General features: G+C 40.8%; 21 protein-coding genes and 1 tRNA gene. 11 read left to right on the plus strand and 11 right to left on the minus strand.

Annotated elements, in window-relative coordinates; all coding sequences use genetic code 11:
* Positions 1-9: 9 nt before the first annotated feature.
* Both cobT and astE read left to right on the plus strand, forming a co-directional pair.
* On the plus strand, positions 10-1,038 hold the full coding sequence (gene cobT / locus L3V77_RS08165) for a nicotinate-nucleotide--dimethylbenzimidazole phosphoribosyltransferase (RefSeq protein ID WP_275136556.1): 1,029 nt from the start codon (positions 10-12) through the stop codon (positions 1,036-1,038).
* Between the two features lie 228 nt (positions 1,039-1,266).
* Entirely contained in the window at positions 1,267-2,298 is a 1,032-nt protein-coding gene (astE, locus tag L3V77_RS08170; protein WP_275136557.1) for a succinylglutamate desuccinylase, read from the plus strand.
* Positions 2,299-2,659: 361 nt separating this feature from the next.
* Here the strand turns inward: astE and L3V77_RS08175 are convergent, their stop codons facing one another.
* The gene (locus L3V77_RS08175) at positions 2,660-3,232 is read right to left on the minus strand and encodes a nucleoside triphosphate pyrophosphohydrolase family protein (protein WP_275136558.1); all 573 of its coding nucleotides are present in this window, start codon (positions 3,230-3,232) and stop codon (positions 2,660-2,662) included.
* 175 nt (positions 3,233-3,407) lie between these two features.
* On the opposite strand from L3V77_RS08175, the gene L3V77_RS08180 reads away from it, so the two are divergent.
* A complete protein-coding gene (locus L3V77_RS08180; RefSeq protein WP_275136559.1) occupies positions 3,408-3,767 on the plus strand; it encodes an MmcQ/YjbR family DNA-binding protein in 360 nt (119 codons plus the stop codon).
* 41 nt (positions 3,768-3,808) lie between these two features.
* On the opposite strand, the gene L3V77_RS08185 is transcribed toward L3V77_RS08180, so the two are convergent.
* Positions 3,809-4,042 carry a glutaredoxin family protein gene (locus L3V77_RS08185; protein WP_195703209.1) on the minus strand — a complete coding sequence of 78 codons (234 nt, stop codon included), beginning with the start codon at positions 4,040-4,042 and terminating at the stop codon, positions 3,809-3,811.
* Between the two features lie 87 nt (positions 4,043-4,129).
* Between L3V77_RS08185 and L3V77_RS08190 the strand changes: the two genes are divergently transcribed.
* Positions 4,130-4,621 (plus strand): M48 family metallopeptidase, encoded by a 492-nt coding sequence (locus L3V77_RS08190; RefSeq protein WP_275136560.1) that lies wholly within the window; start codon positions 4,130-4,132, stop codon positions 4,619-4,621.
* Positions 4,622-4,719: 98 nt separating this feature from the next.
* Entirely contained in the window at positions 4,720-4,899 is a 180-nt protein-coding gene (locus L3V77_RS08195) for a hypothetical protein (protein WP_275136561.1), read from the plus strand.
* A gap of 40 nt (positions 4,900-4,939) precedes the next feature.
* Here the strand turns inward: L3V77_RS08195 and L3V77_RS08200 are convergent, their stop codons facing one another.
* On the minus strand, positions 4,940-5,515 hold the full coding sequence (locus tag L3V77_RS08200; RefSeq protein WP_275136562.1) for a hypothetical protein: 576 nt from the start codon (positions 5,513-5,515) through the stop codon (positions 4,940-4,942).
* Between the two features lie 174 nt (positions 5,516-5,689).
* Here L3V77_RS08200 and L3V77_RS08205 point away from each other — a divergent pair, with 174 nt between their 5' ends.
* Positions 5,690-7,204, plus strand: a complete 1,515-nt coding sequence (locus L3V77_RS08205) for a DUF3612 domain-containing protein (protein ID WP_275136563.1) — start codon at positions 5,690-5,692, stop codon at positions 7,202-7,204.
* A gap of 131 nt (positions 7,205-7,335) precedes the next feature.
* Here the strand turns inward: L3V77_RS08205 and ugpC are convergent, their stop codons facing one another.
* The 4 genes from ugpC to L3V77_RS08225 all read right to left on the minus strand — a co-directional run bounded on the left by ugpC (position 7,336) and on the right by L3V77_RS08225 (position 11,564).
* Complete coding sequence (ugpC, locus tag L3V77_RS08210) at positions 7,336-8,415, minus strand: sn-glycerol-3-phosphate ABC transporter ATP-binding protein UgpC (protein ID WP_275136564.1); 1,080 nt, start codon at positions 8,413-8,415, stop codon at positions 7,336-7,338.
* 43 nt (positions 8,416-8,458) lie between these two features.
* A complete protein-coding gene (ugpE, locus tag L3V77_RS08215; protein ID WP_275136565.1) occupies positions 8,459-9,301 on the minus strand; it encodes a sn-glycerol-3-phosphate ABC transporter permease UgpE in 843 nt (280 codons plus the stop codon).
* 11 nt (positions 9,302-9,312) lie between these two features.
* Positions 9,313-10,194 carry an ABC transporter permease subunit gene (locus tag L3V77_RS08220; RefSeq protein ID WP_275136566.1) on the minus strand — a complete coding sequence of 294 codons (882 nt, stop codon included), beginning with the start codon at positions 10,192-10,194 and terminating at the stop codon, positions 9,313-9,315.
* Between the two features lie 77 nt (positions 10,195-10,271).
* Entirely contained in the window at positions 10,272-11,564 is a 1,293-nt protein-coding gene (locus L3V77_RS08225) for an extracellular solute-binding protein (RefSeq protein WP_275136567.1), read from the minus strand.
* A 378-nt stretch (positions 11,565-11,942) separates the two neighbouring features.
* Between L3V77_RS08225 and L3V77_RS08230 the strand changes: the two genes are divergently transcribed.
* A complete protein-coding gene (locus tag L3V77_RS08230; protein WP_275136568.1) occupies positions 11,943-12,365 on the plus strand; it encodes a DUF3859 domain-containing protein in 423 nt (140 codons plus the stop codon).
* A 275-nt stretch (positions 12,366-12,640) separates the two neighbouring features.
* Entirely contained in the window at positions 12,641-13,879 is a 1,239-nt protein-coding gene (locus tag L3V77_RS08235; protein ID WP_275136569.1) for a sensor domain-containing diguanylate cyclase, read from the plus strand.
* Between the two features lie 87 nt (positions 13,880-13,966).
* Here the strand turns inward: L3V77_RS08235 and L3V77_RS08240 are convergent, their stop codons facing one another.
* The gene (locus L3V77_RS08240; RefSeq protein WP_275136570.1) at positions 13,967-15,583 is read right to left on the minus strand and encodes a mechanosensitive ion channel family protein; all 1,617 of its coding nucleotides are present in this window, start codon (positions 15,581-15,583) and stop codon (positions 13,967-13,969) included.
* 331 nt (positions 15,584-15,914) lie between these two features.
* Between L3V77_RS08240 and L3V77_RS08245 the strand changes: the two genes are divergently transcribed.
* Together L3V77_RS08245 and L3V77_RS08250 are read left to right on the plus strand one after the other, a co-directional pair.
* Positions 15,915-16,535: a histidine phosphatase family protein gene (locus L3V77_RS08245; protein WP_275136571.1), complete on the plus strand. Its 621-nt coding sequence runs from the start codon at positions 15,915-15,917 to the stop codon at positions 16,533-16,535.
* Between the two features lie 73 nt (positions 16,536-16,608).
* On the plus strand, positions 16,609-17,367 hold the full coding sequence (locus tag L3V77_RS08250) for an adenosylcobinamide-GDP ribazoletransferase (RefSeq protein ID WP_275136572.1): 759 nt from the start codon (positions 16,609-16,611) through the stop codon (positions 17,365-17,367).
* 90 nt (positions 17,368-17,457) lie between these two features.
* On the opposite strand, the gene L3V77_RS08255 is transcribed toward L3V77_RS08250, so the two are convergent.
* Positions 17,458-17,534: transfer RNA gene (locus L3V77_RS08255), tRNA-Val, on the minus strand.
* Between the two features lie 285 nt (positions 17,535-17,819).
* Between L3V77_RS08255 and L3V77_RS08260 the strand changes: the two genes are divergently transcribed.
* Positions 17,820-18,668 carry a DNA ligase gene (locus tag L3V77_RS08260; RefSeq protein ID WP_275136573.1) on the plus strand — a complete coding sequence of 283 codons (849 nt, stop codon included), beginning with the start codon at positions 17,820-17,822 and terminating at the stop codon, positions 18,666-18,668.
* 17 nt (positions 18,669-18,685) lie between these two features.
* On the opposite strand, the gene L3V77_RS08265 is transcribed toward L3V77_RS08260, so the two are convergent.
* Positions 18,686-19,120, minus strand: coding sequence for a polymer-forming cytoskeletal protein (locus L3V77_RS08265; RefSeq protein WP_275136574.1), 435 nt, complete (start codon positions 19,118-19,120; stop codon positions 18,686-18,688).
* On the minus strand, positions 19,063-19,968 hold the full coding sequence (locus L3V77_RS08270; protein WP_275136575.1) for a M23 family metallopeptidase: 906 nt from the start codon (positions 19,966-19,968) through the stop codon (positions 19,063-19,065). Before L3V77_RS08270 ends, L3V77_RS08265 begins: the two co-directional genes overlap by 58 nt.
* Positions 19,969-20,036 lie beyond the last annotated feature (68 nt).

Below are 20,036 nucleotides of genomic sequence, written 5' to 3' on the forward strand. Positions count from 1 at the left end.
GAAGAGATTATGCTTAACAAAAAATTTGCTACTGTTATCCAAAACCGTATCGATCAAAAGACCAAACCGTTAGGTTCATTAGGGTTGGTCGAAGATGTCGCTTTGCAGCTCGCTCTAATTCAAAGCCAAGGCAGAGAAGAAGCAGTAACCGACATAAGAATAAACAAACCAACTATGCTTGTTTTTGCAGGGGACCATGGTATTGCCGATGAAAACGTGAGCATTGCTCCCAGTGAAGTAACGGCGCAGATGGTTATGAATTTTTTGAGTGGTGGAGCGGCGATTAACTGCTTCTGCCGTGTTAACAATATAGCGTTTCAAGTGGTCGATTGCGGCATACTATGCCCAATTGATTCGGAATCGGATCAACTGATATTACAAAGGTTGGGTCAGCGTACGAAGAACTTTTCAAACCAAAAGGCGATGGAACTTGATACCGTGAATAAGGGCCTAGATTTTGGCGCCAGTATAGTGAACAACGTTATTGCAAAGGGGTCTAATTTGCTCATGTTTGGCGAGATGGGCATTGGAAACACCAGCAGCGCTTCCGCTATATTAAGTGCTATTTCAGGTAAAGATGTTCACACATGTGTGGGGACAGGAACGGGCATTAATGAAGATCAACTTAAGGCCAAAATAGCGTTAGTAAAAAAAGGGGTTGTGCGCTGCAATGGCCACTCGACGAAAGAGATACTATCTGAGGTTGGTGGATACGAGATTGTACAGATGGTCGGTGGCTTTCTAGAAGCGGCGAAGCAGAATGTTCCAGTGCTAGTCGACGGCTTTATAGTGAGTATTGCAGCTTATGCCGCCATTCAACTTAATCCTGAATGTAAAGAGTGGATGATCTTTGCTCACAAATCTGAAGAGCAAGGGCATCAAATCGTACTGTCAGAATTGAATGTACAACCGCTACTGGATTTGAGGCTCAGATTAGGTGAGGGAACAGGGGCGGCACTAGCGCTTCCTATTTTGCTCGCAGCTGCTGAGTTTTATAATAATATGGCGAGCTTTGAAAGCGCTGGTGTTACGGTTTAAATTGCTTAAGTCATTGAGGTATGTCTCGAAAATATGAAATTTAATTATTAGAGATTGATTCATAAAGTCGAGAAAGTTACTCTGATAGGCTTGATGATCCAATAGCTAGAGTTAATGAGAATGGTCAGTACTCACAAGTAAATGACTTGAAAGTAACTAAGTAGACTTTAGCGATTAATATTAATAGAACCAGATAGAACAAGACCTGATGTATTGAAGGAGTTACTCATGGCACAAACGCTGTTTCGTCAATCATTTTTATATGACAGCTTAAATCTAGATAACGAAGTGTTAGAACAACAGGTTCAACTCCCTGCTGGCACAACAATACGTCTGCTAAAACGTGGTGTTGTCGAAGTTATTCCTTATCAAGCGACAAACGATACAAAAGCGATTGTGCTCTCGGCTGGTATTCATGGAGATGAGACAGCACCGATGGAGTTACTTGATGCATTGGTTAACGATATCATCGAGCAAAAAGTGACGGTTAGGCACAGGTGCTTGTTCTTATATGGTCACCCAGAAGCGACCAATCAACATTGTCGTTATATAGATGAAAACTTAAATAGACTTTTTGATGGAAAGGAACGTCCTGAAACGGTCGAGACCAAGATAGCTGAAGAGTTAAAAAAGACGCTAACGCAATTTTTTAATGGCACTGAAGAGCATCAACGTTGGCATCTAGATTTACACTGTGCGATACGTGGGTCTAAGCACTACACATTTGCCGTAAGCCCTAAAGTTGCGAAAGCAAAAAGTCGTAGCCGTGAACTCATTCAGTTTATTGAAAAGGCTAAAATTGAGTCAATTTTGCTCTCTAATGCACCCGCTACCACCTTTAGTTGGTTCAGTGCAGAGCAGTTTTCAGCTCAAGCTTTGACTTTAGAGTTGGGTAAGGTTGCTCCATTGGGTCAAAATGACCTTAGTTCAATTTCTAGCTTTGATAAGGCCTTACGAGGGCTTTTATCTGACCAGATGGACGAGATAGAAGCCACACCAGTAGTGACGTATAGAGTGACTCAGACGATAAAGCGATTGACTGAAGACTTTGATTTCAACTTCAGTGACGACGTAGAAAACTTTACTCAGTTTGAGCATGGTCAGGTGCTTGGTCATGACGGCGAAAAGCTGTTGTTTGCAAAAGTAGATCAAGAGGCCATCGTGTTTCCAAACAAACATGTCGCGCTCGGTCAAAGAGCCGCTTTGATGGTGAGCCCGGTAGAAACATGGTTTCAAGACGATCAGTTAGTTTATGATTAGATATTTTTTAAATTGAATTAACAACGCCGACGATGAATGTCGGCGTTTTTGTTTGCTATCTTTAAACTATTGCTAAATTCTAACCTAGTTGGTTGATTTGTATAAATAATTATTCTACCTAACATAGAAACTACGATCGATTTTAAGGCAGTCAGCACCGTTATAGTGCGAATGTCTACGTAAAAAAATAAACGGTTAAAATAAATTCTAATAAAAACAATCAGTTAAGATGGCCAGTTTGTTGGCATGCTATTAGCATTATTAATATTGATACATTCTCGTTCTACTTTTGTTAGGCATTAGCGCCTTCTGCGGGTATTGCAGAAGGCGCATTTTTTAACCTGAAATAGAACGATTAGGCTTAAAGTAATGGAGCAAGATCCGCTGGACGATAGTTAACCGATTTTAATACCTTCCCTTTTCTGATGGTTTTTGCATCTGAAACAAAATCTTCGGCACATTTAGCAATAACGTAATGTCCTTTCTCTACTGGCATCAATGCAATACCTTGATTAGCATAAAACGTTTCTGTTTCTAAGTATTCTGCGTGGTCTTTGCAAACCTTGCTCATGTTGCTTGAATGGACTTCATTCCAACACGGTATAAAATCTATTTTGAGGTTAGCTGCAGCGTTAAGAAGTACGTCAATGAAATAGCTTATTGCTAGGTTATCTCCAACTTGAGTGTCCCCAAGGTGCACCAAACGGCCCATTAAAACGTAGACACTGTCGACAATAGCATCAGCTTGTTCAATTTTGCTGTCTGCTTCGGCTAATTCCGTTAACTCTTCAATAATTAATGAGGAGTGTAAAGTGTCCAGTGTATCGTTCATGGATGCTCTGTCATTAACAGGAAGATCGAATGTCGCGCGAAACTCGTTAATGTCACGGTAGATATGATCGTAGATAGGCTGAGTTAATTTAGTTAGTTGCATTTTTCGCGTCCATGTAAGATAAGTTGAGCGGATAATAACACATTTTATTTTATTTCTTAGACGGTGACCAGATGGCATTTTCAATACGATTAATTAACTATACTTGAACCTGTTATGGGGTAGGTTATTATTACGTCTATTCTAAAAGCGCCCAATATAAGAGTGAGATACCAATATGGATCATGTTGAACGATGGACTGCTTATTTATTATCGTTATCTGGTTCCGAACAGAGTTATCCTTTCGGGCCTGAAACCCTCGTGTTTAAAGTAAAGGAAAAAATGTTTGCTTTGATTGGTTATCGAAATGGCAAATATTTTGTCAACTTGAAGGCGATACCGGATAATGTCTTATTTCTTTCAGAACAGAACGAATCTATTACTCTTGGCTACCATATGAATAAAAAACATTGGGTGTCGGTAGAGTTAGGCCACAGTGAAAATGAAGGGATGCTGAAAGGGTTAATCGACGATTCCTATTTACTTGTGAAATCGTCATTAACTCAAAAACGACAGGCTGAACTCGATGCGTTATAGCGCAATTTCTGTTGGGATAATTCAGTTGTTGGAACGAGAATTTAATTCTTGGAGCTATAAATACTATCAAAGTTTTTAGCATTCCAACCAATCATAACCTGATCACCAATTTTGAGTACTGGTACAGAACGCGCGCCCATGGCCTCAAGTTCTTTGCGACCTCGCTGCATTTTGGCGTTGGTTAATCGGTACTTAATTCCTTTTGAATCAAGGTGTTTTTGTGCGTCCTTGCAGTGAGGACATTTGTCGTTTACGTATAAGACGACTCTTTTCATGATGATTCCTGCTGTAAATAGTAGGTGGATAGAGTATGTTTCTTGGGAGTGACGTATAATAACGCTTTTATTATCTGAATTTCTATCATGAATCCTTCTCTTCGCTACATTCGAGGTTACCCAGAACATATTGTTGGGCAGATCGAACAGCTTGTCTCCAGTGGTCAATTTTCCGCGTGGTTTACCCAACGCTATCCTGAGAACCACCAAATAAAGAGTGAGAAAGCACTGTTTGATTATGCTATTGCAATTAAGAACCAATATTTGAAGAAGAGCTCACCGATCAGTAAAGTAGTTTATGACGGTAAGATTCATCTTATTAACAACGCATTGGGGCTGCATACGTTTATTTCTAGAGCACACGGTGGCAAGTTAAAATCAAAGAATGAGATCCGAATTGCAAGTGTCTTTAAAGACGCGCCAGAGCCGTTGTTAAGAATGTTGGTGGTCCATGAGTTGGCTCATTTAAAAGAGAAAGAACACAATAAGGCGTTTTATGCTTTATGTTGCCATATGGATCCTAATTACCACCAGTTAGAATTTGATGCTCGATTGTTTATGATTTTTAAAGAGATATAAAGTCATCTAAAAGGTTGTCTGAATTAACGGTGTGTGGTGAAAGTTAATCTCTTTCGTCACGGTCTTATTTACTGTCGTCGTTTTGAGTTTTTATCTTTATGGAAATTGAAATCTATCTGCCTTGTCGACCCGATATTGTTTGTGATGGGTTATTATTGCTTTTCACTGTGGGTTTTGTTGTAGGGATAGTATTATTTATCTGGTTTATCTATAAAGAGTACAAAGAGGTGAACAAAAAAGTGGTTAAGAGAAAGAAAGTCCCCAACCACAAAAAATAGATGGATGGGGATTACAGAAACTTGCAACAGCTCACTTTGATTACTTTTTGAAGCAACACGTCAGTACGTAGTCGTCCCCATTTTTGGCCGTAAAGTCTTTATCATCTAGGCTCGCTCTAGGCTGCCCCTGATCGTCAGATTTTAACAAGCTGACCCAATGACGAATTCCTCGCAAACCTTGATCGTCGTAGTTGTGGCTAAATGTCGCGCAGGTTTCTAATTGAATATCGGATATTTCAACTAAGGTTGTCATCCCCTCATTAGACCCACGTTTGAAACTTACCTCTACGTAACAGCCTTCTTTATCGCGTAATAGTATTGAATCTGGGTGGCTTCTATGCCCGGTAAATGCAACAAAGCTTCCTGCATTTTTTAGGCCTGTGTGCTGTCCGTCGGTGAAATAGATTATTAGATGACGTCCATCCAGCATATAGCTTGTTGCTTCTTCGTGAGCGCGTTGATCTAGTGGAAATATCGCGTCGAGTAGCAGTTTGGTTTTTGCCTGTTTTTCTTTTGATTGTTGACTCTTTATCGTTTCCACGGCGAAGACCGCTTCAGCAATAAATGTTCTGTCGTGGTGATCAGTCTTAGTGCTGTTGTATGCTGGTATGTTCATAGTCTCGCCCTCTTAGTTTATTCTTTAACTTGCCTACAAGGTTCTGTTGGTTTTATTCGCTTGCGACCAACTGGTCTAATTACTTCCTTGCTTAATTTGTAGACTACTCTATTTTTATATACAATTTCACAACAAAAATTTTACAGTGTGAATTTTACAAAAGGATAGTGTGAAATGAGACAGTCACAAAGCTTGATTCGTAAGTCACATTTTTTAGGGACAAAGATAAGAAACCTAAGAAAACGCAATCACTTAACCATGGAAGACCTGTCGGCCCGTTGTGTAAGAATTGATGCGGAACACTCACCGTCTGTCTCGTACCTGTCAATGATTGAACGCGGAAAAAGGGTACCCAGTGCGGATATGTTGGAAGTTATTGCGAAGGTTTTTCAAAAAGAACCAAAGTGGTTTTTGGATGATGAACCTGAATCAGAAGCCATTACACCGAACAAAGGTCGCAAAGGGGGAATTAATGGCATGCCCTTGGAGCCGAGCTTCCTATTCTCTAATGATATGCTGCAGATTGCTATTCCTGAACTGCTGTCTCAAACCGGCGTGAACGGTCGCCAGTTCGCTCAGTTACTTATACGTGCCTATCAAGAGCATCATCAAAATCACTTCCCTGACCTAGAACGAGCAGCAGAGGAGGTGGGTCTAAAACGTTTAGGGCTGACGGTTGATGATATGTTGGAATTAGTAAAAGCTCAGGGGCTTATAGTCCACTGGGTAGATTCAACACCAACTGAAGTTATGGACGAACTCGGTGTTATGAGCAAACAAATGGTGACGTCTTATTTTGAACCACCAGGTAATATTTACATTAATAAGCTTTTAAAGAAGCATCCCACTCGCTTGAAATACGATTTGGCCGTGTATATTGGCAATTGTATTCTTCATAATAAGGAAGGGCTAAAGAGTGTGCTTACGGTCGGCAATCACTCTTGGACCGTTGACGATAGTGTCACTAATGGTTCACCTATTAATCCTCAGGATATATTGCATGCATGGCGTGATTTCGAATCCAGTTTTTTTGCTGGAGCCTTGCTCTGCCCAAAAGTGCCATATCGACAGCTACTTGATCGATATGGTTACGAAGTCGATGTGCACAAAGCAATAGAAGTGTCCCCATCGGTTGCGATGCGAAGAATGACGGTCGTCTCGCCGTATCCGCACTGGCATTACTTCGACGCCTATGCGCCCGGTAAACTAAAAGCGGTATACCGTGGTAATGGTATTCCATTGCCATGGGGCAATATGCGTATGGTGAATGATCCTTGTCAACATTGGTCAGTTTTTAGGATGCTGTCAGAGCCGAAATCCGGTACCACGGCACAGATCTCTATTCTGGATGTGAATAATGAACCGAGGCTCTACTGTTGCGAATCGGTGAATGTGAAAGACCCAGCGATGAACAATCGGGTTTTATGCGCTGGGTTAGACCTCAATCCAGCGATAGAAGCGCAGGGTGGTGATGCCATTGAAATTGCAAGTGAACTTAAAGCGTTATGCGTTGAAAGTGGGGGAGCCGCCGTTATTCCGAAACACATTAAGAAGAAGCTCTCGACAATTTCTCGAATTCTGAATATCAACTGGGTTGAAAGAGGTATTGAATCGCAAGCGAGATTGATCTGTTCTCGCGGTGGCGTGTGCCCAAGAAAACCGAGTTGCTATGACAAATGCGAAGGATAAATAGTTGGTTTGTTAATGGGCATAGATGCGAGAACTGACTCTATACCCAAATTCGATCGGTTTCACCTTTTAATCTTTTCTGATAGTTATAAAAGCATGCTGTCGAAGACGGCTGGAATTAGGGGTTAACATTACTGCTGAGATTTTTTAGATGACAGCGCTTGGATCCGTTTGCCCTGTGTATCAAACAAGTGGAGGTTCTTCTGCTCAACACAGAGTTGTAGATTCTGATTGATATCAAAAGGATATTCGGGGGTCACAGCGATGATGCTTTGAGATTGAAACTTACCATGGACAAGTTGATTGGGGCCTAGCGGTTCAATCACGCTTATTTTCATATTTAGGTTGAGTCCATTATGAAACAACGTCGTTTCGGCATGCTCCGGTCTAACACCTAATGTTATTTCCTGATCCAATAAATGGGCGTATTCAGGAATAAACAAGGTTTGGTCACCAACAATCAGTTGCCCTTTTATCATCCTAGAAGACAAGAAGTTCATGGCTGGACTACCCATAAAGCTGGCGACAAATTTACTTGCTGGTTGATGATAAACCTCGGATGGCGTTCCAATTTGCTCTATCTCCCCTAGGTTCAATACCACGATTCTGTCCGCCAATGTCATCGCTTCAACCTGATCATGCGTAACATAGACACTGGTGACGGCAAGTTTTCTCTGTAGCTTCTTGATTTGTAGTCGCATATGAGCACGTAGCGCCGCATCTAAATTTGACAACGGTTCATCGAACAGAAATAGCTGAGGGTCACGTACTATCGCGCGTCCCATCGCAACGCGTTGACGCTGTCCTCCAGAAAGTTTTGAGGGTTTCCTGTCTAAATAATCTTCAATTTTCAGGGTCTTTGCGACATCTTGAATTTTGTTTTCGATCTCAGTTTTGTCGACACCTCGATTTTTCAAGCCGTAAGCGAGGTTATTGTACACGGTCATATGAGGATAAAGAGCGTAGTTTTGGAATACCATCGCGATATCTCGTTCGGCAGGTTTTACCGTATCGACTCGACGTCCGTTTAGATGTATCTCGCCTGCTGTGATGCTTTCCAACCCGGCGATAGAACGTAGGATTGACGATTTTCCGCACCCTGACGGACCGACCAACACGATGAATTCTCCCTGAGAGATATTGAGGTCAATTCCTTTGACAGCCTGGTGCCCATTTTCATACGTTTTTACAAGTTGCTGCATTTCTAACATTTTTCATTCCTTTGTTCTACATTCGACGAACCTAAATATGGGGTTATTTTTCGCTTTCTACCAAGCCTTTGACAAACCAGCGTTGGAAAATAATGACGACAAGTACAGGAGGCAACATGGCCAGTATTACCATGGCGAACGCGTAGTTGTACTGGGGTTTTGGCGTTTCATTAATATTGCTGAGGATTTGTTTAATGCCCATTACCATGGTGTTGTAGTTTTCATCTGTTGTCATCATTATTGGCCATAGATATTGATTCCAACCAACCACAAACATAATGATAAAAATGGCGGCCATCATGGTTTTTGATAGAGGTAATAAAATGTCGATAAAGAATCGAATAGGTCCAGCATTGTCTAGCTGGGCGGCCTCAAGTAGTTCATCCGGTATCGTTTTAAAAAACTGACGAAAGAAAAAAGTTGCCGTTGCTGAAGCAATGAGTGGTAGGATCAAACCCGAAAAGCTGTTCAGCATACCAAGGCTTGAGACCACTTCGTAAGACGGGATAATACGTACTTCTAGTGGTAAAAGCAGCGTAATAAAAATAAGCCAAAACCATGCCGAGGCGTATGGGAGTCTAAAATACACCAATGCATAAGCGGCGCACATAGAGATGACAATCTTACCTGCTGCAAATCCTAGTCCCATAATCATTGAATTAATTATCATAGTCTTAGCCGTAACATTGTTGGCAAATCCCTGACTTTGAGTCCATGCTTTCTCATATATCTCGAACATTTTTTCGCCAGGTAGTAACTGTAATCCTTCTTTTAATATTGTTGCTGAATCGTGAGTAGAGCTTGCAAAAATTAACCATATTGGAAAAAGCATAATAAGCGCGCCGAGAATAAGAACGAGGTGATCACTCCAGTGACTAGACTTCATAATGGGCTCCTTTAGTAGTGCACTCGTTTTTCAACGAATCTGAATTGAAGATAAGTAATAAAGAGGACCAGAATTAACAGAACGACAGACTGAGCCGAGCTGCCACCTAAATCGGCCCCAACAAACCCGTCAGAAAACACTTTATAAACAAGTGAGGTAGTTGAACCACCAGGTCCACCTGCCGTCATAGTGTCAATAACGCCGAAGGTATCGAAAAAGGCATAGGTCATATTAATGACGAGCAAGAAAAACCCCGTTGGCGCGAGTAAAGGGAAAGTGATGGTCCAAAATCGTCGAATGTCGCTTTCACAATCTAAAGTCGCGGCTTCCCTTACCGCATAAGAAATAGATTGTAGCCCGGCTAAAAAATAAACAAAGTTTACGGATATTTGCTTCCAGACTGAGACAAGGATTAGTACGCTAATGGCTTGGGTTGAGTGAGTTTGGTAATGAAAGTTATAGCCAATGCTCTTAAAGAAGTCTGCGAATAACCCGATATGTGGATTAAAGATAAAATAGCCCATAATGCCCGCGACGGCGGGCGCAACCGCATATACCCAAGTCAGCGTGACTCGATAAACACTTTGACCGTGGATTACCTTGTCGGCTTTAACTGCGAGCAGGAGGGCGAGAGCCAGTGATAGAAATGAGACTATAATTGAAAAAAACAGGGTGAATCCGACGGATTTTATATACTCGCCAGATTCCAATATCATCTGATAATTTTCAAACCAAACAAAAGTGGATGACAGACCCCAAGGGTCTTCAAGCATAAAAGAGAGATAAACGGCTTTCGCCGCTGGGTAGATAAAAAAGATGGCGATAATGATTATCTGCGGTGCCAAAAAAAGATATGGCAGAGGAGAGTGTCGGAAATTTTGTCGACGTTCCACTAGAGTACCTGCTGTTAGTTAAGATATGCGAAGCGAAAAAATAAAAATGCCTCAACCTAGGTTGAGGCACAATCGGGCTACTTAATCGTACGAGCAAAACGTTTAAGCAATTGCTGTGCTTCCGCATCAATTTTTTCTAGGCTGTTTTTGACGGTCGATTCACCAGAGAACATGTTGTCCGTTTCGCGGTACATAACCTCACGGATTTGAGGGTAAAACCCTAAACGATAACCTTTGGTCCATTCGCCACCAGGCAAGCTAAGTTGTTGAACACCGACTTCTGCGTCGGGGTTCTCATTGTAGTAACCAGATGTTTTTGTCATGTCATATGCGGCATTTGTTACAGGTACATACCCCGTTGTTTTGTGCCAGTACATTTGTACTTCGGAGCTGGTTAAGTAATGAAAGAAAGCGGCAACACCTTTGTCTTGTTCTTTATCATGACCAGAAAGAGCAAACAGGGCGGCTCCACCGATAAAGGTGACGCCCGGGTTGTCATTGATCGATTTCCAATAAGGTAAGAAAGTGGTGCCCATTTTGAAATCGACACGTTCTTTTAGGCCACCAAATGAACCTGACGAACCAATCCACATCGCGACATCTTTGCGTTCAAATGGCGTTTGGTTTGCGGCCCAGTCTTTACCATAATACTTGTAGTAGCCCTTATCTGACCACTCTTTCATTTTGGTGAAGTGCATTTGAAGGTTTTTTGTGTTGTACATGATTTCAGTCGCGGGGCCATCAAAACCGTTGTTTTTGTTCGCGAGTTGTTGATTATGACGAGACTTGAAGTTTTCGAAGAAGATCCAAGGAGTATGAGATTGAGAAAATGCAGCATGGCCTTTTTCTTTTAGCTTCATCGCGACCATTTCCATTTCTTCATAGGTCTTTGGTGGCGTGACACCAGCCTCATTTAACATGTCTTTGTTGTAGTAAAGAACAGGGGTTGAGCTATTGAATGGCATACCAATCATTTTACCATTGCTGTCCGCGTAGAAATTTCGAGCGCCAGACAGATAGGCGGAAGAATCGAAGCTGTAACCAGAATCTATCATAATATCTTGAACGGGTTTAGCGACGCCTGGTGCATTCATAATGGTTGCTGCACCAGCATCAAACACCTGAAGAATATTGGGCGATTCGTTTGCACGAAAGGCAGCAATACCCGCAGTCAATGCTTCGGTGTAAGACCCTTTGTAAACGGGCGTTATCTTATATTCAGATTGTGATGCATTGAAATCAGTCGCAATCTTATTTACGGTGTCGCCAAGTTGCCCCCCCATTGCGTGCCACCAAGTAACTTCAGTTTCAGCAAAGACATTACCAGATACGGTTGCAGACAATAGTCCGGCTAGCCATAGTTTTTTCATCGTTATTTCCTTTATGTATGAAAAATATTCGTCATCATTATTTAAATAAGAACCGCGTTAATAAAGCTGAGGTATACAAAAGCTGGTTTCTATAATTAGGTCAATAAAACAGAAACTACTTTTGTATGAATGTGTTGTATTTCGCGTGGTGTCCATAATCGAGTTAAATCATTACAGTTATGTTTCGCTCAAATTTAACTTTGATGAATGATTTATGTACTAAATATGGCGCGACAATGATTTGATTTGGTATTTCATTAAGTACACCAGACGTATTATAGAGAGCGACAAACCGATGGAAACTCAAGCAGATAAGAGCTTTTTAAACGAATAGTGTTATAATGCTCGGCTGATTTTTCGTTAAATTTATGAATTCAAATGGCAAAGCGTTCCGCGATTATTGACATGGTCTCATATGGGATATATTCGACATGGGATTCGAAATCTAAGCAACTGCCGAAGATTTTGGAATTCACGACCCAGATACCAGCAGAGTTAGATATTGAATTTGGGTTTTCTATTAATATTAAGAAAGCAAAAGGAAAAATAATTCGTTTTTGTATCGATCACCCAGGTATTGCTACAGAGGGTGGTGATGTCCTCGCTCCGTTTGATGGAGAGGAACATATCAATAGCAATGATTGGAATTTTTATCTTGGAGATACGATTTGGTTGCCAATTAACAATAAACTTGGACCATGGCGAATGACTATCGAATTGGATGGAAACATTATTGCTGAAAAAACGTTTGATGTTTACGAAAAAGGCGAAGGTCAGTTTTGGAGGCGACGAGGTTTTTAACCACGTGCGAACTTTAAAACTTATCTATTAGCTCTCCTTTCTATGAACCAACACAATAAATTGTCTTGGTTCTGTAATATCAATTGCCTCTAGTCGTCATAATTTAGACCTTATGACCGACTTTTCTTGTTATCGTATGTCTTTATTGGTTTTTTTTGGTTATTGTTTAAATATGATTTGAATAATGCGCGGTTTTTTACAAAATTGATTTCTATATCAGGTTCTATCCGTGCTGTGTTTTTTGAAATCGATTTAATTTTGTTAAATGGTTCACTATGAATAAGCTAAATATCGACTCGACATATGGCGTAGTGGTTATCCAAAACTATAAAGCCGTATCTGTGGATAAGAATTATGCACGGATATTTGGGTATAACTCTCCACAAGAGTTGATGGACTCGATAGACTCTTTCTTGGACTTAATTGAGCCATCTATGCATGAAGCGGCAATGGACAATTACAAAGATATTATTTCCGGTAGGGTGGTTCCGCGAGGCCACACGTTTAGAAATGTAGATAGATACGGTAGAAGTTTTATTATTTTTGCTATCGACCATCTCATTGAATGGCAGGGTGCGCCAGCGCTACAGGTTACGGTCATAGACTTGTCCATGGTCGAGCACGCCAATGAACAGATCAAAGAGCTGAACCTTCAATTCAAACGCATGATCACCGACTCTCGGCAAGGTATCTTGGTGCATAAGAACTTCAAGCCTCTATTTGTTAATAGAGCTTGGGTTAAACTCATGCGAGCGGAATCGATAGAATTTGTATTAGCAAGAGGTGATGTTCTCGATCGGGTGTTACCTGAAAATCGTCAAACGGCTATTAACCGCAATAATGCTCAACTTGGCGGCAGGCGCGTGGAGTATGACAACAATGTTTATCAAAATGTTTGTTATGACGGTACAAAACGCTATTTCAATGTTTATGATAATTTAATCGAGTGGGATGGGGAGCCTGCGCTGCAAGTAATATTGGAAGATGTTACTGAGCATGTTGAGTTGCGAAAGAAGTTAGAATACAGAGCATCACATGATTCATTGACCGACTTATATAATCGTTCTGCTATTTATGACAAGTTGAAAGCGTCCTGTTCCAACGCAGAGTCATTAGTTTGTCTGCTTATTGATATCGACAACTTTAAATCAATTAATGATACCCACGGGCATCATGATGGCGATGAAGTAATTCGAACATTGGCGTCTATTTTAAAAGAAAAAGTAGGAGAGCTCGGTATTATTGGACGATGGGGCGGGGAAGAGTTTATTGTTTTTTTACAAAGCTCAAACTTTGAACAAGCTAAGCGCGTTGCTGAAAACCTCCGCCAAACATTCAATAACACTGTGTTTGATTTATCAAAAGGCCAACTCGTGTCTAGTGTGAGTATTGGTATCGCTATCTCTGGCTGTAAATGCGCGAGTCAAAAAGGTATTGATGGCTTAGTAAAAGATGCTGACAGGAATATGTATCTAGCGAAATCGAATGGTAAAAACCAGATCAGTTGGGATTAAATACTAGCGCTAACTAAATGAGAGATATCAGATAAAAAGAGACCTCCCATTGGTGTTTGTCAGTTTCACTCCATGATCGGAGAAACGTTAATCCTCGCTTTTATGGTTGTATATATGGACATCTCGCTGAGGGAAAGGAATCGTGATTTTCGCATTATCTAATTGCTTTTTAACTTGCTCAGTCACATCCCAGTAAACATCCCAATAGTCTTCAGTTTTAACCCATGGACGGACAATAAAATCGACAGATGACTCGTTAAGAGTGTGAAGTTTTACCATGAATTCTGGCGTTTTCAGTACGCGTGGGTCGCTTAAAAGAATATCTGAAAAAACCGCTCTAGCGGCGTCAATATCGTCTGCATAACCAATACCAAAAACCATATCGACACGTCGTATTGTTTCGGCCGTAATGTTATTGATCACATCACCCCATATTTTGTTGTTTGGAATGACCAATCGTTGGTTGTCGATTGTTTGTATACTTGTTGACACGAGACTCATGTTTTTCACTGTTCCTTGAATACCGGCAACTTTTACCATATCACCGACATCATAAGGTCGATAGATGAGTATCATTAGACCAGAAGCAAAGTTAGAAAGCGTATCTTGGAGAGCAAAACCGATGATGACACCCGCAACACCAAAACCGGTTAATAAGGGCGCAAGCTCGATGCCGATCTGAGATGCTGCAAATAATATCCCGATAAAGATAACTGTTTTAGATGCAATAGAAACAAAGAAGTCTTGCATCAAAACACTAAAATCCATTTTAGAGTGCTTCGCACTTTTCCGTACGCCCTTACTGACTACACGAGAGATACTCCGTGTTACATAGAGTATGAATAGGAACAATAACGCTTTTACAATGAGTGACGGTGTGTTTTCAAAGGCCCACTCTTTTAACGACGCTAACCACTCCTCAAATAGACCATATGCAACGTCGATGTCCAGAACATCCACGTTGATGTCGCCAGTAATCGTCAACAGCAGCTGTTTGTTCTGTGTCACATCTATCGCCATTGACTCCATGATAGATATAGCGACTTCCAAGCTGATTACAGATACTGAAATCTGTTCGTTGTATCTAACGATTTGCTGCAGTAGAGGCTCTTTTTCTGCCAAACTCACGTAGGCTAGACGAGTTTCTGCTTCTTGTTTTTGTGTATCCAGGTACAGAATTGCGTTAGATAAAAATTCGGCGCGGCTTATAAGAGATGCTTTGAATTCTGATTTGGATTCTTCTATATCGAGGTTGTATTGTTCTGCCGTACGCAATGATGAATCTAACTGCTGATAATAGGTGTCCATAGTGGCGATTCGACGCTGTACTCGAAGGCGCAACTTAATGTTTTCCTCGAAAGAGCTCGCTCTTACCTCTTTAGCAAGGTTAGCGACATCTTCGTCACTATATTTTATTAGATCTCTAAGTAACTCTATCTGACCCAATATGACAGCAGCAACCTCTTCTTTGTCAGAGGCGGTTTGAATATTAAGCAGAAGATCTTCCCGAAAATGGGTGTTTTTCCGCTTGAGGATATCTTCAAGGAAAGGTTTGTCGCTGTCATGTGCAGAAACTAATTTTGTAAGGTCGGATTGCAAGCTCTGTTGTCGGTCGATTAAATCATTTGCTTGTGTGGCAATAGATAATAGTAGAAAAGTGACGGCGACCAACATTGCAAACATGTTAGGTATTGTTTTTTTCATTGCCTAGCCTTATAAATAAATCAAATTAAATGAATAAGTTAAATTCCTATTTAGTGTATGAAGAAAATAGAGAATTCTCCATTTATTGGGTGAAAAAAGTTAAGTGACAAGATGATTCTGAAGACGCGTGAAGTATAGAAATTTGGCTAGCCACATTGTTTGTCGTCAAACCTGTTATTTATTAACACTTTTAGGTGTCTTGCGAGGCACGGTTGTTGATCAAAAGAGAGCGATGCGAGACTATTGGCACATCGGGTGGAATATCGAACCTAGTGGCAATTGTCGTCTTAGAATGGCGACCGATTACGTTACCTTTGAGTAGGGAAATAACATGACAACAACCCATATAGAATTGCTGAGGCATGGATTACCGGAAGGGGATGAGTGTTTTAGAGGCCATACTGACTTTCTATTAACTTCTGTGGGCTTCGAACAGATGAAAGAGGCGGTAAAAGGAATGCCTTTCGTCGATTTAGTGGTGACTTCACCACTAGAGCGTTGTGATCATTTCGCCGCGTATTATGCCAATAAAAATGAACTTAAATTAATAAAGCAACCTGAGTTCATGGAATTAGATTTCGGTGATTGGGATGGCCAACCTAAGCAAGCCATTTGGGAGGCTCATCAACAGCAACTTTCTCAGTTTTGGACCCAACCATGGACGTTTACTCCGCCGAATGGTGAAGCAATTGCGCAGTATGATCAACGTATTCAAATAGCATGGACTAATTTGTTAAATGAATGCAAAGGTAAAAAAGTGTTATTGGTGACACATGGCGGTGTAATTAAGCAAATATTAAGGCAAGTATTGGAAATGCCAAAGACAAGTCACTACCTTCAACGAATAGAAATCCCGTATGCGGCGAGAGTGACAATAAGCGTTTTTCATGACGACGATGATACGTTGTGGCCAACGGTTCACTGGCCAACCCCCCCATTACGTGCTGACTAATGCTCTTTTTTTATCTCGAATAAATTTCAACCACGTGAGGTCAACCGACCCTAGCACTTAATAAGTAAATAATATGAAAGTAAAGATTATTAGAGAATGGCAGATATTTTTGTTGGCGATGTCAATTTTCACAAGGATACCGATATCTGACAAAGTGCCTTACAGTGAAACACGTAAAAATGAGTCTTATAAGTATTGTGGTTTAGTTGGCCTCGTTGTGGGCTGCTTAAATGCGTTGTTATTTAGTGGCGCAAGTCTTCTCTGGCCTATTGAAGTCTCTGTGGCGTTATCCATGGCGTTCAGTGTGTATCTTACTGGTGCTTTTCATGAAGATGGTTTCGCGGATACGTGTGACGGTTTTGGCGGGGCATTCTCTGCAGAGAAAAAACTGGAAATAATGAAAGACTCCCGAGTCGGTGCCTATGCATTATTAGGTGTGGTACTTATATTATTGCTTAAATACACCACACTTATATCGCAACAAAATGTGGCTCTAGCACTTATTATTGCCCATGTTCTGAGTCGAACGGTAGCGGTGAGTTTCATCTATACGCATGGTTACGTGAGGCAGGTTGAACATTCGAAGCTAAAAATTGCTCGCAGTCCAAGCAGTACCGCAGACTTTATCACGTTGCTTTCTATTGGGGCGTTGGCCTGTTTACTTATTCCTACGTTTAAAGAGGCGATAGTCGTCATATTATCGTTGATTATTGCTCGAATCTGGTTGGGTCGTTGGATGACAAAACAAGTCGGCGGTTATACTGGCGATGCACTCGGTGCTGTTCAGCAGATATCTGAAGTACTTTGTTATCTGGTTTTACTTATTTATTAGTTATCTAATCTGTGTACTTCAAGACGGAAAAGGACGGGATAATAGGCAATAAAAAAGCCCATAATAAATATGGGCTTTTTTATATAGATTTGGTGCTCGCTACTGGACTCGAACCAGTGACACCTTGCATGTCATGCAAGTACTCTAACCAACTGAGCTAAGCGAGCAAATTGTCCAATTCATGTTTGCCTTGGAACGACAAGAATACTAACCATTCATTCGGACGAGTTCAAGAAGATTTTTTCTATATATGAACTGAGTGGCGTTAATATAACCAGAATGGGTGTAAAACATTCACTTTCTTACATTTGACCGCTAATGCACTAATCTAAAAGACTAAAATTGGTGTTATCAATTTAGGTCTTCTTCGCAATTAAGTTTTGCCTGTCTGAAATAAAACACCTAACGGTTTACGCTCTAAATATCGAATTTTATTTAATGAGTTAACCGTGATGTCAAAAGTCTGCACTGTTTCATTCCTTTCTTGTTGCATCTGCGCAACATTATTACCAACTAAGTCATTGGCGAATCAAGACGAGATCTCGTCAAACAAATTATCGTTGCAAGATGAGGTGTTCGCGTCAGGATACTATTGGGTAAGTGAAAAGCTAGATGGTATCCGCGCACTTTGGACGGGAAAAGAATTACTCACGAGAAAGGGGAATAAAATCTCGGCGCCAGAATGGTTTACTCGTGAGTTACCCAATTTTAGTATCGAGGGGGAATTGTGGGCGGGAAGAGGGCGATTTAACTTTGTTCAAAAAACCGTTTTGGACATTGAACCCCAACTTCATGATTGGTCAGAAATACAGTTTATGTTGTTTGGCCTACCTAATGACTATCGAGAGTATAAGCAACAGTACCTTCAACTTTTGAAGCTAGTTGACCGTTTACAAAGCCAACATATTCGCGTTATAAAACAGAGGGCTGTTTCTTCTCATTCAGAGCTCGTCGAGTTATTAGATCAAACGGAACAGTTAGGGGGGGAAGGCTTGATGCTGAGAAAAGTAGATACTGACCAGATCAGAGTGACAAAACCTGTGAAAATAAAAAGACATATGGATAGTGAAGGTACAATCATCGCGTATAAGAATGGCAACGGTAAATATGATGGGTTAGTTGGTGCGCTTGTTCTGAAGTTGGATAATGGAAAAATACTTTCAGTAGGTTCTGGCTTGTCAGATAAAATACGGGCTAATCCACCAGCGTTGGGTGAACGAGTCACATTTCGTTACAACGGTTACACAAGCAATGATCTACCAAGGTTCGCACGCTTTTTGAGAGTGAGAAAACCTGAATGATAGAAGCAAAATAGTCTCTATACTGCTGCTTTATCTTTTACCATTGTAGTTGAGCCATTACTCTTGCCTTTATTTGAAGACAACGTGACAACGTCCTCAGACGAGACAGTTTTAGATGTACCGAGAAATAAACCACCTTTTTGTATGGTCAGATCTGTGCAAGTAACATCGCCTTTTAGATAGCCGCTCTTCAATATTTCTACGCTACTGGCGAAGATTTCGCCTTCAAAGCTCCCATTAATGAAAGCTTTATCAGCGAATATTGAACCATTTACGTGTCCAGTTGGACTGATGGTTACATGCGCATCAGTACGCAACGTTCCGGTAATTTTACCATCAATTTGTATATTGCTCGTTAGTGCTATTTCACCGATAAGGACGGCTCCTTCGGCAATTAGAGTTGTAGTGCCAAGCTTACTTGTTGTTCTACTGCTTTTATCAAAAAATCCCATGGTATTCCCTTCTGATTATTGAATACGGTTTCAAAATTATCGATGTTCCAGTTTATAAACGGCATTGGGTCGAGAGCTCGTCCAACAAAACGGATTTCATAATGTAGGTGAGGTCCTGAGGTAATTCCTGTATTTCCAGTGTAACCAATAAGGTCACCTTTCTTTACAAACTGTCCTGATTTCACCTTGAACGATTTCATATGAGAGTATGAAGAGGTAATACCGAATGAATGTATTATACGTATAAAATTCCCTGACCCTTTGTTGCTTTTCCGTGTCCACTCAATGACGCCATCAGCTGGCGCTATTATCTCAGTGCCAGTATTTACAGCAAAATCTAACCCTTTATGCAATGTTCTTTTTTTTGTAATGGGGTGAATTCTCATACCATATGCTGATGATGTAGGTCCTTTGACTGGTGCGCCATTTGGTATTAATTTCAATATTGCCACGCGAACTGCGGTGTTAATTGCAGCAATATCTAATCTTGTTTCGATATCAAGTTCGGTATTATTACTACCTAAATAGGTTTCAATTTCATTTAGTCGACTCTCGACTAACGATAGTTGTTCTTCTTTGACGGATATGTCATTTTCTAGTCTAATCCTAAGTGATAAGTAGTTGTTTAACTGGCTATTCAAATCTAGAGATTGAAGTTCTAACAATACCTGCTGGTGGCGCGAGAGCTTGATTTTTTCAACTAGGCTAACAACAGAACTGCAAAGAAAAAATAATGCGATAAAAAAAGAAAGTATCAGCAGTTTTATTCGTAATACCGATTTTCGAGTCAATCTATAGTGGCTGGTACCTTTAATTCCGGACACGGTAACGGCAACATTGTCTGGCATTAGCATAGCTCTTTTTTATGTCGGAGAGAGAATACTAGAAGAATCGGAAGGCGGCGACTATCAAGCAT

The sequence above is a fragment of the Vibrio sp. DW001 genome, from assembly GCF_029016285.1.
Classification (GTDB): Bacteria; Pseudomonadota; Gammaproteobacteria; order Enterobacterales; family Vibrionaceae; genus Vibrio.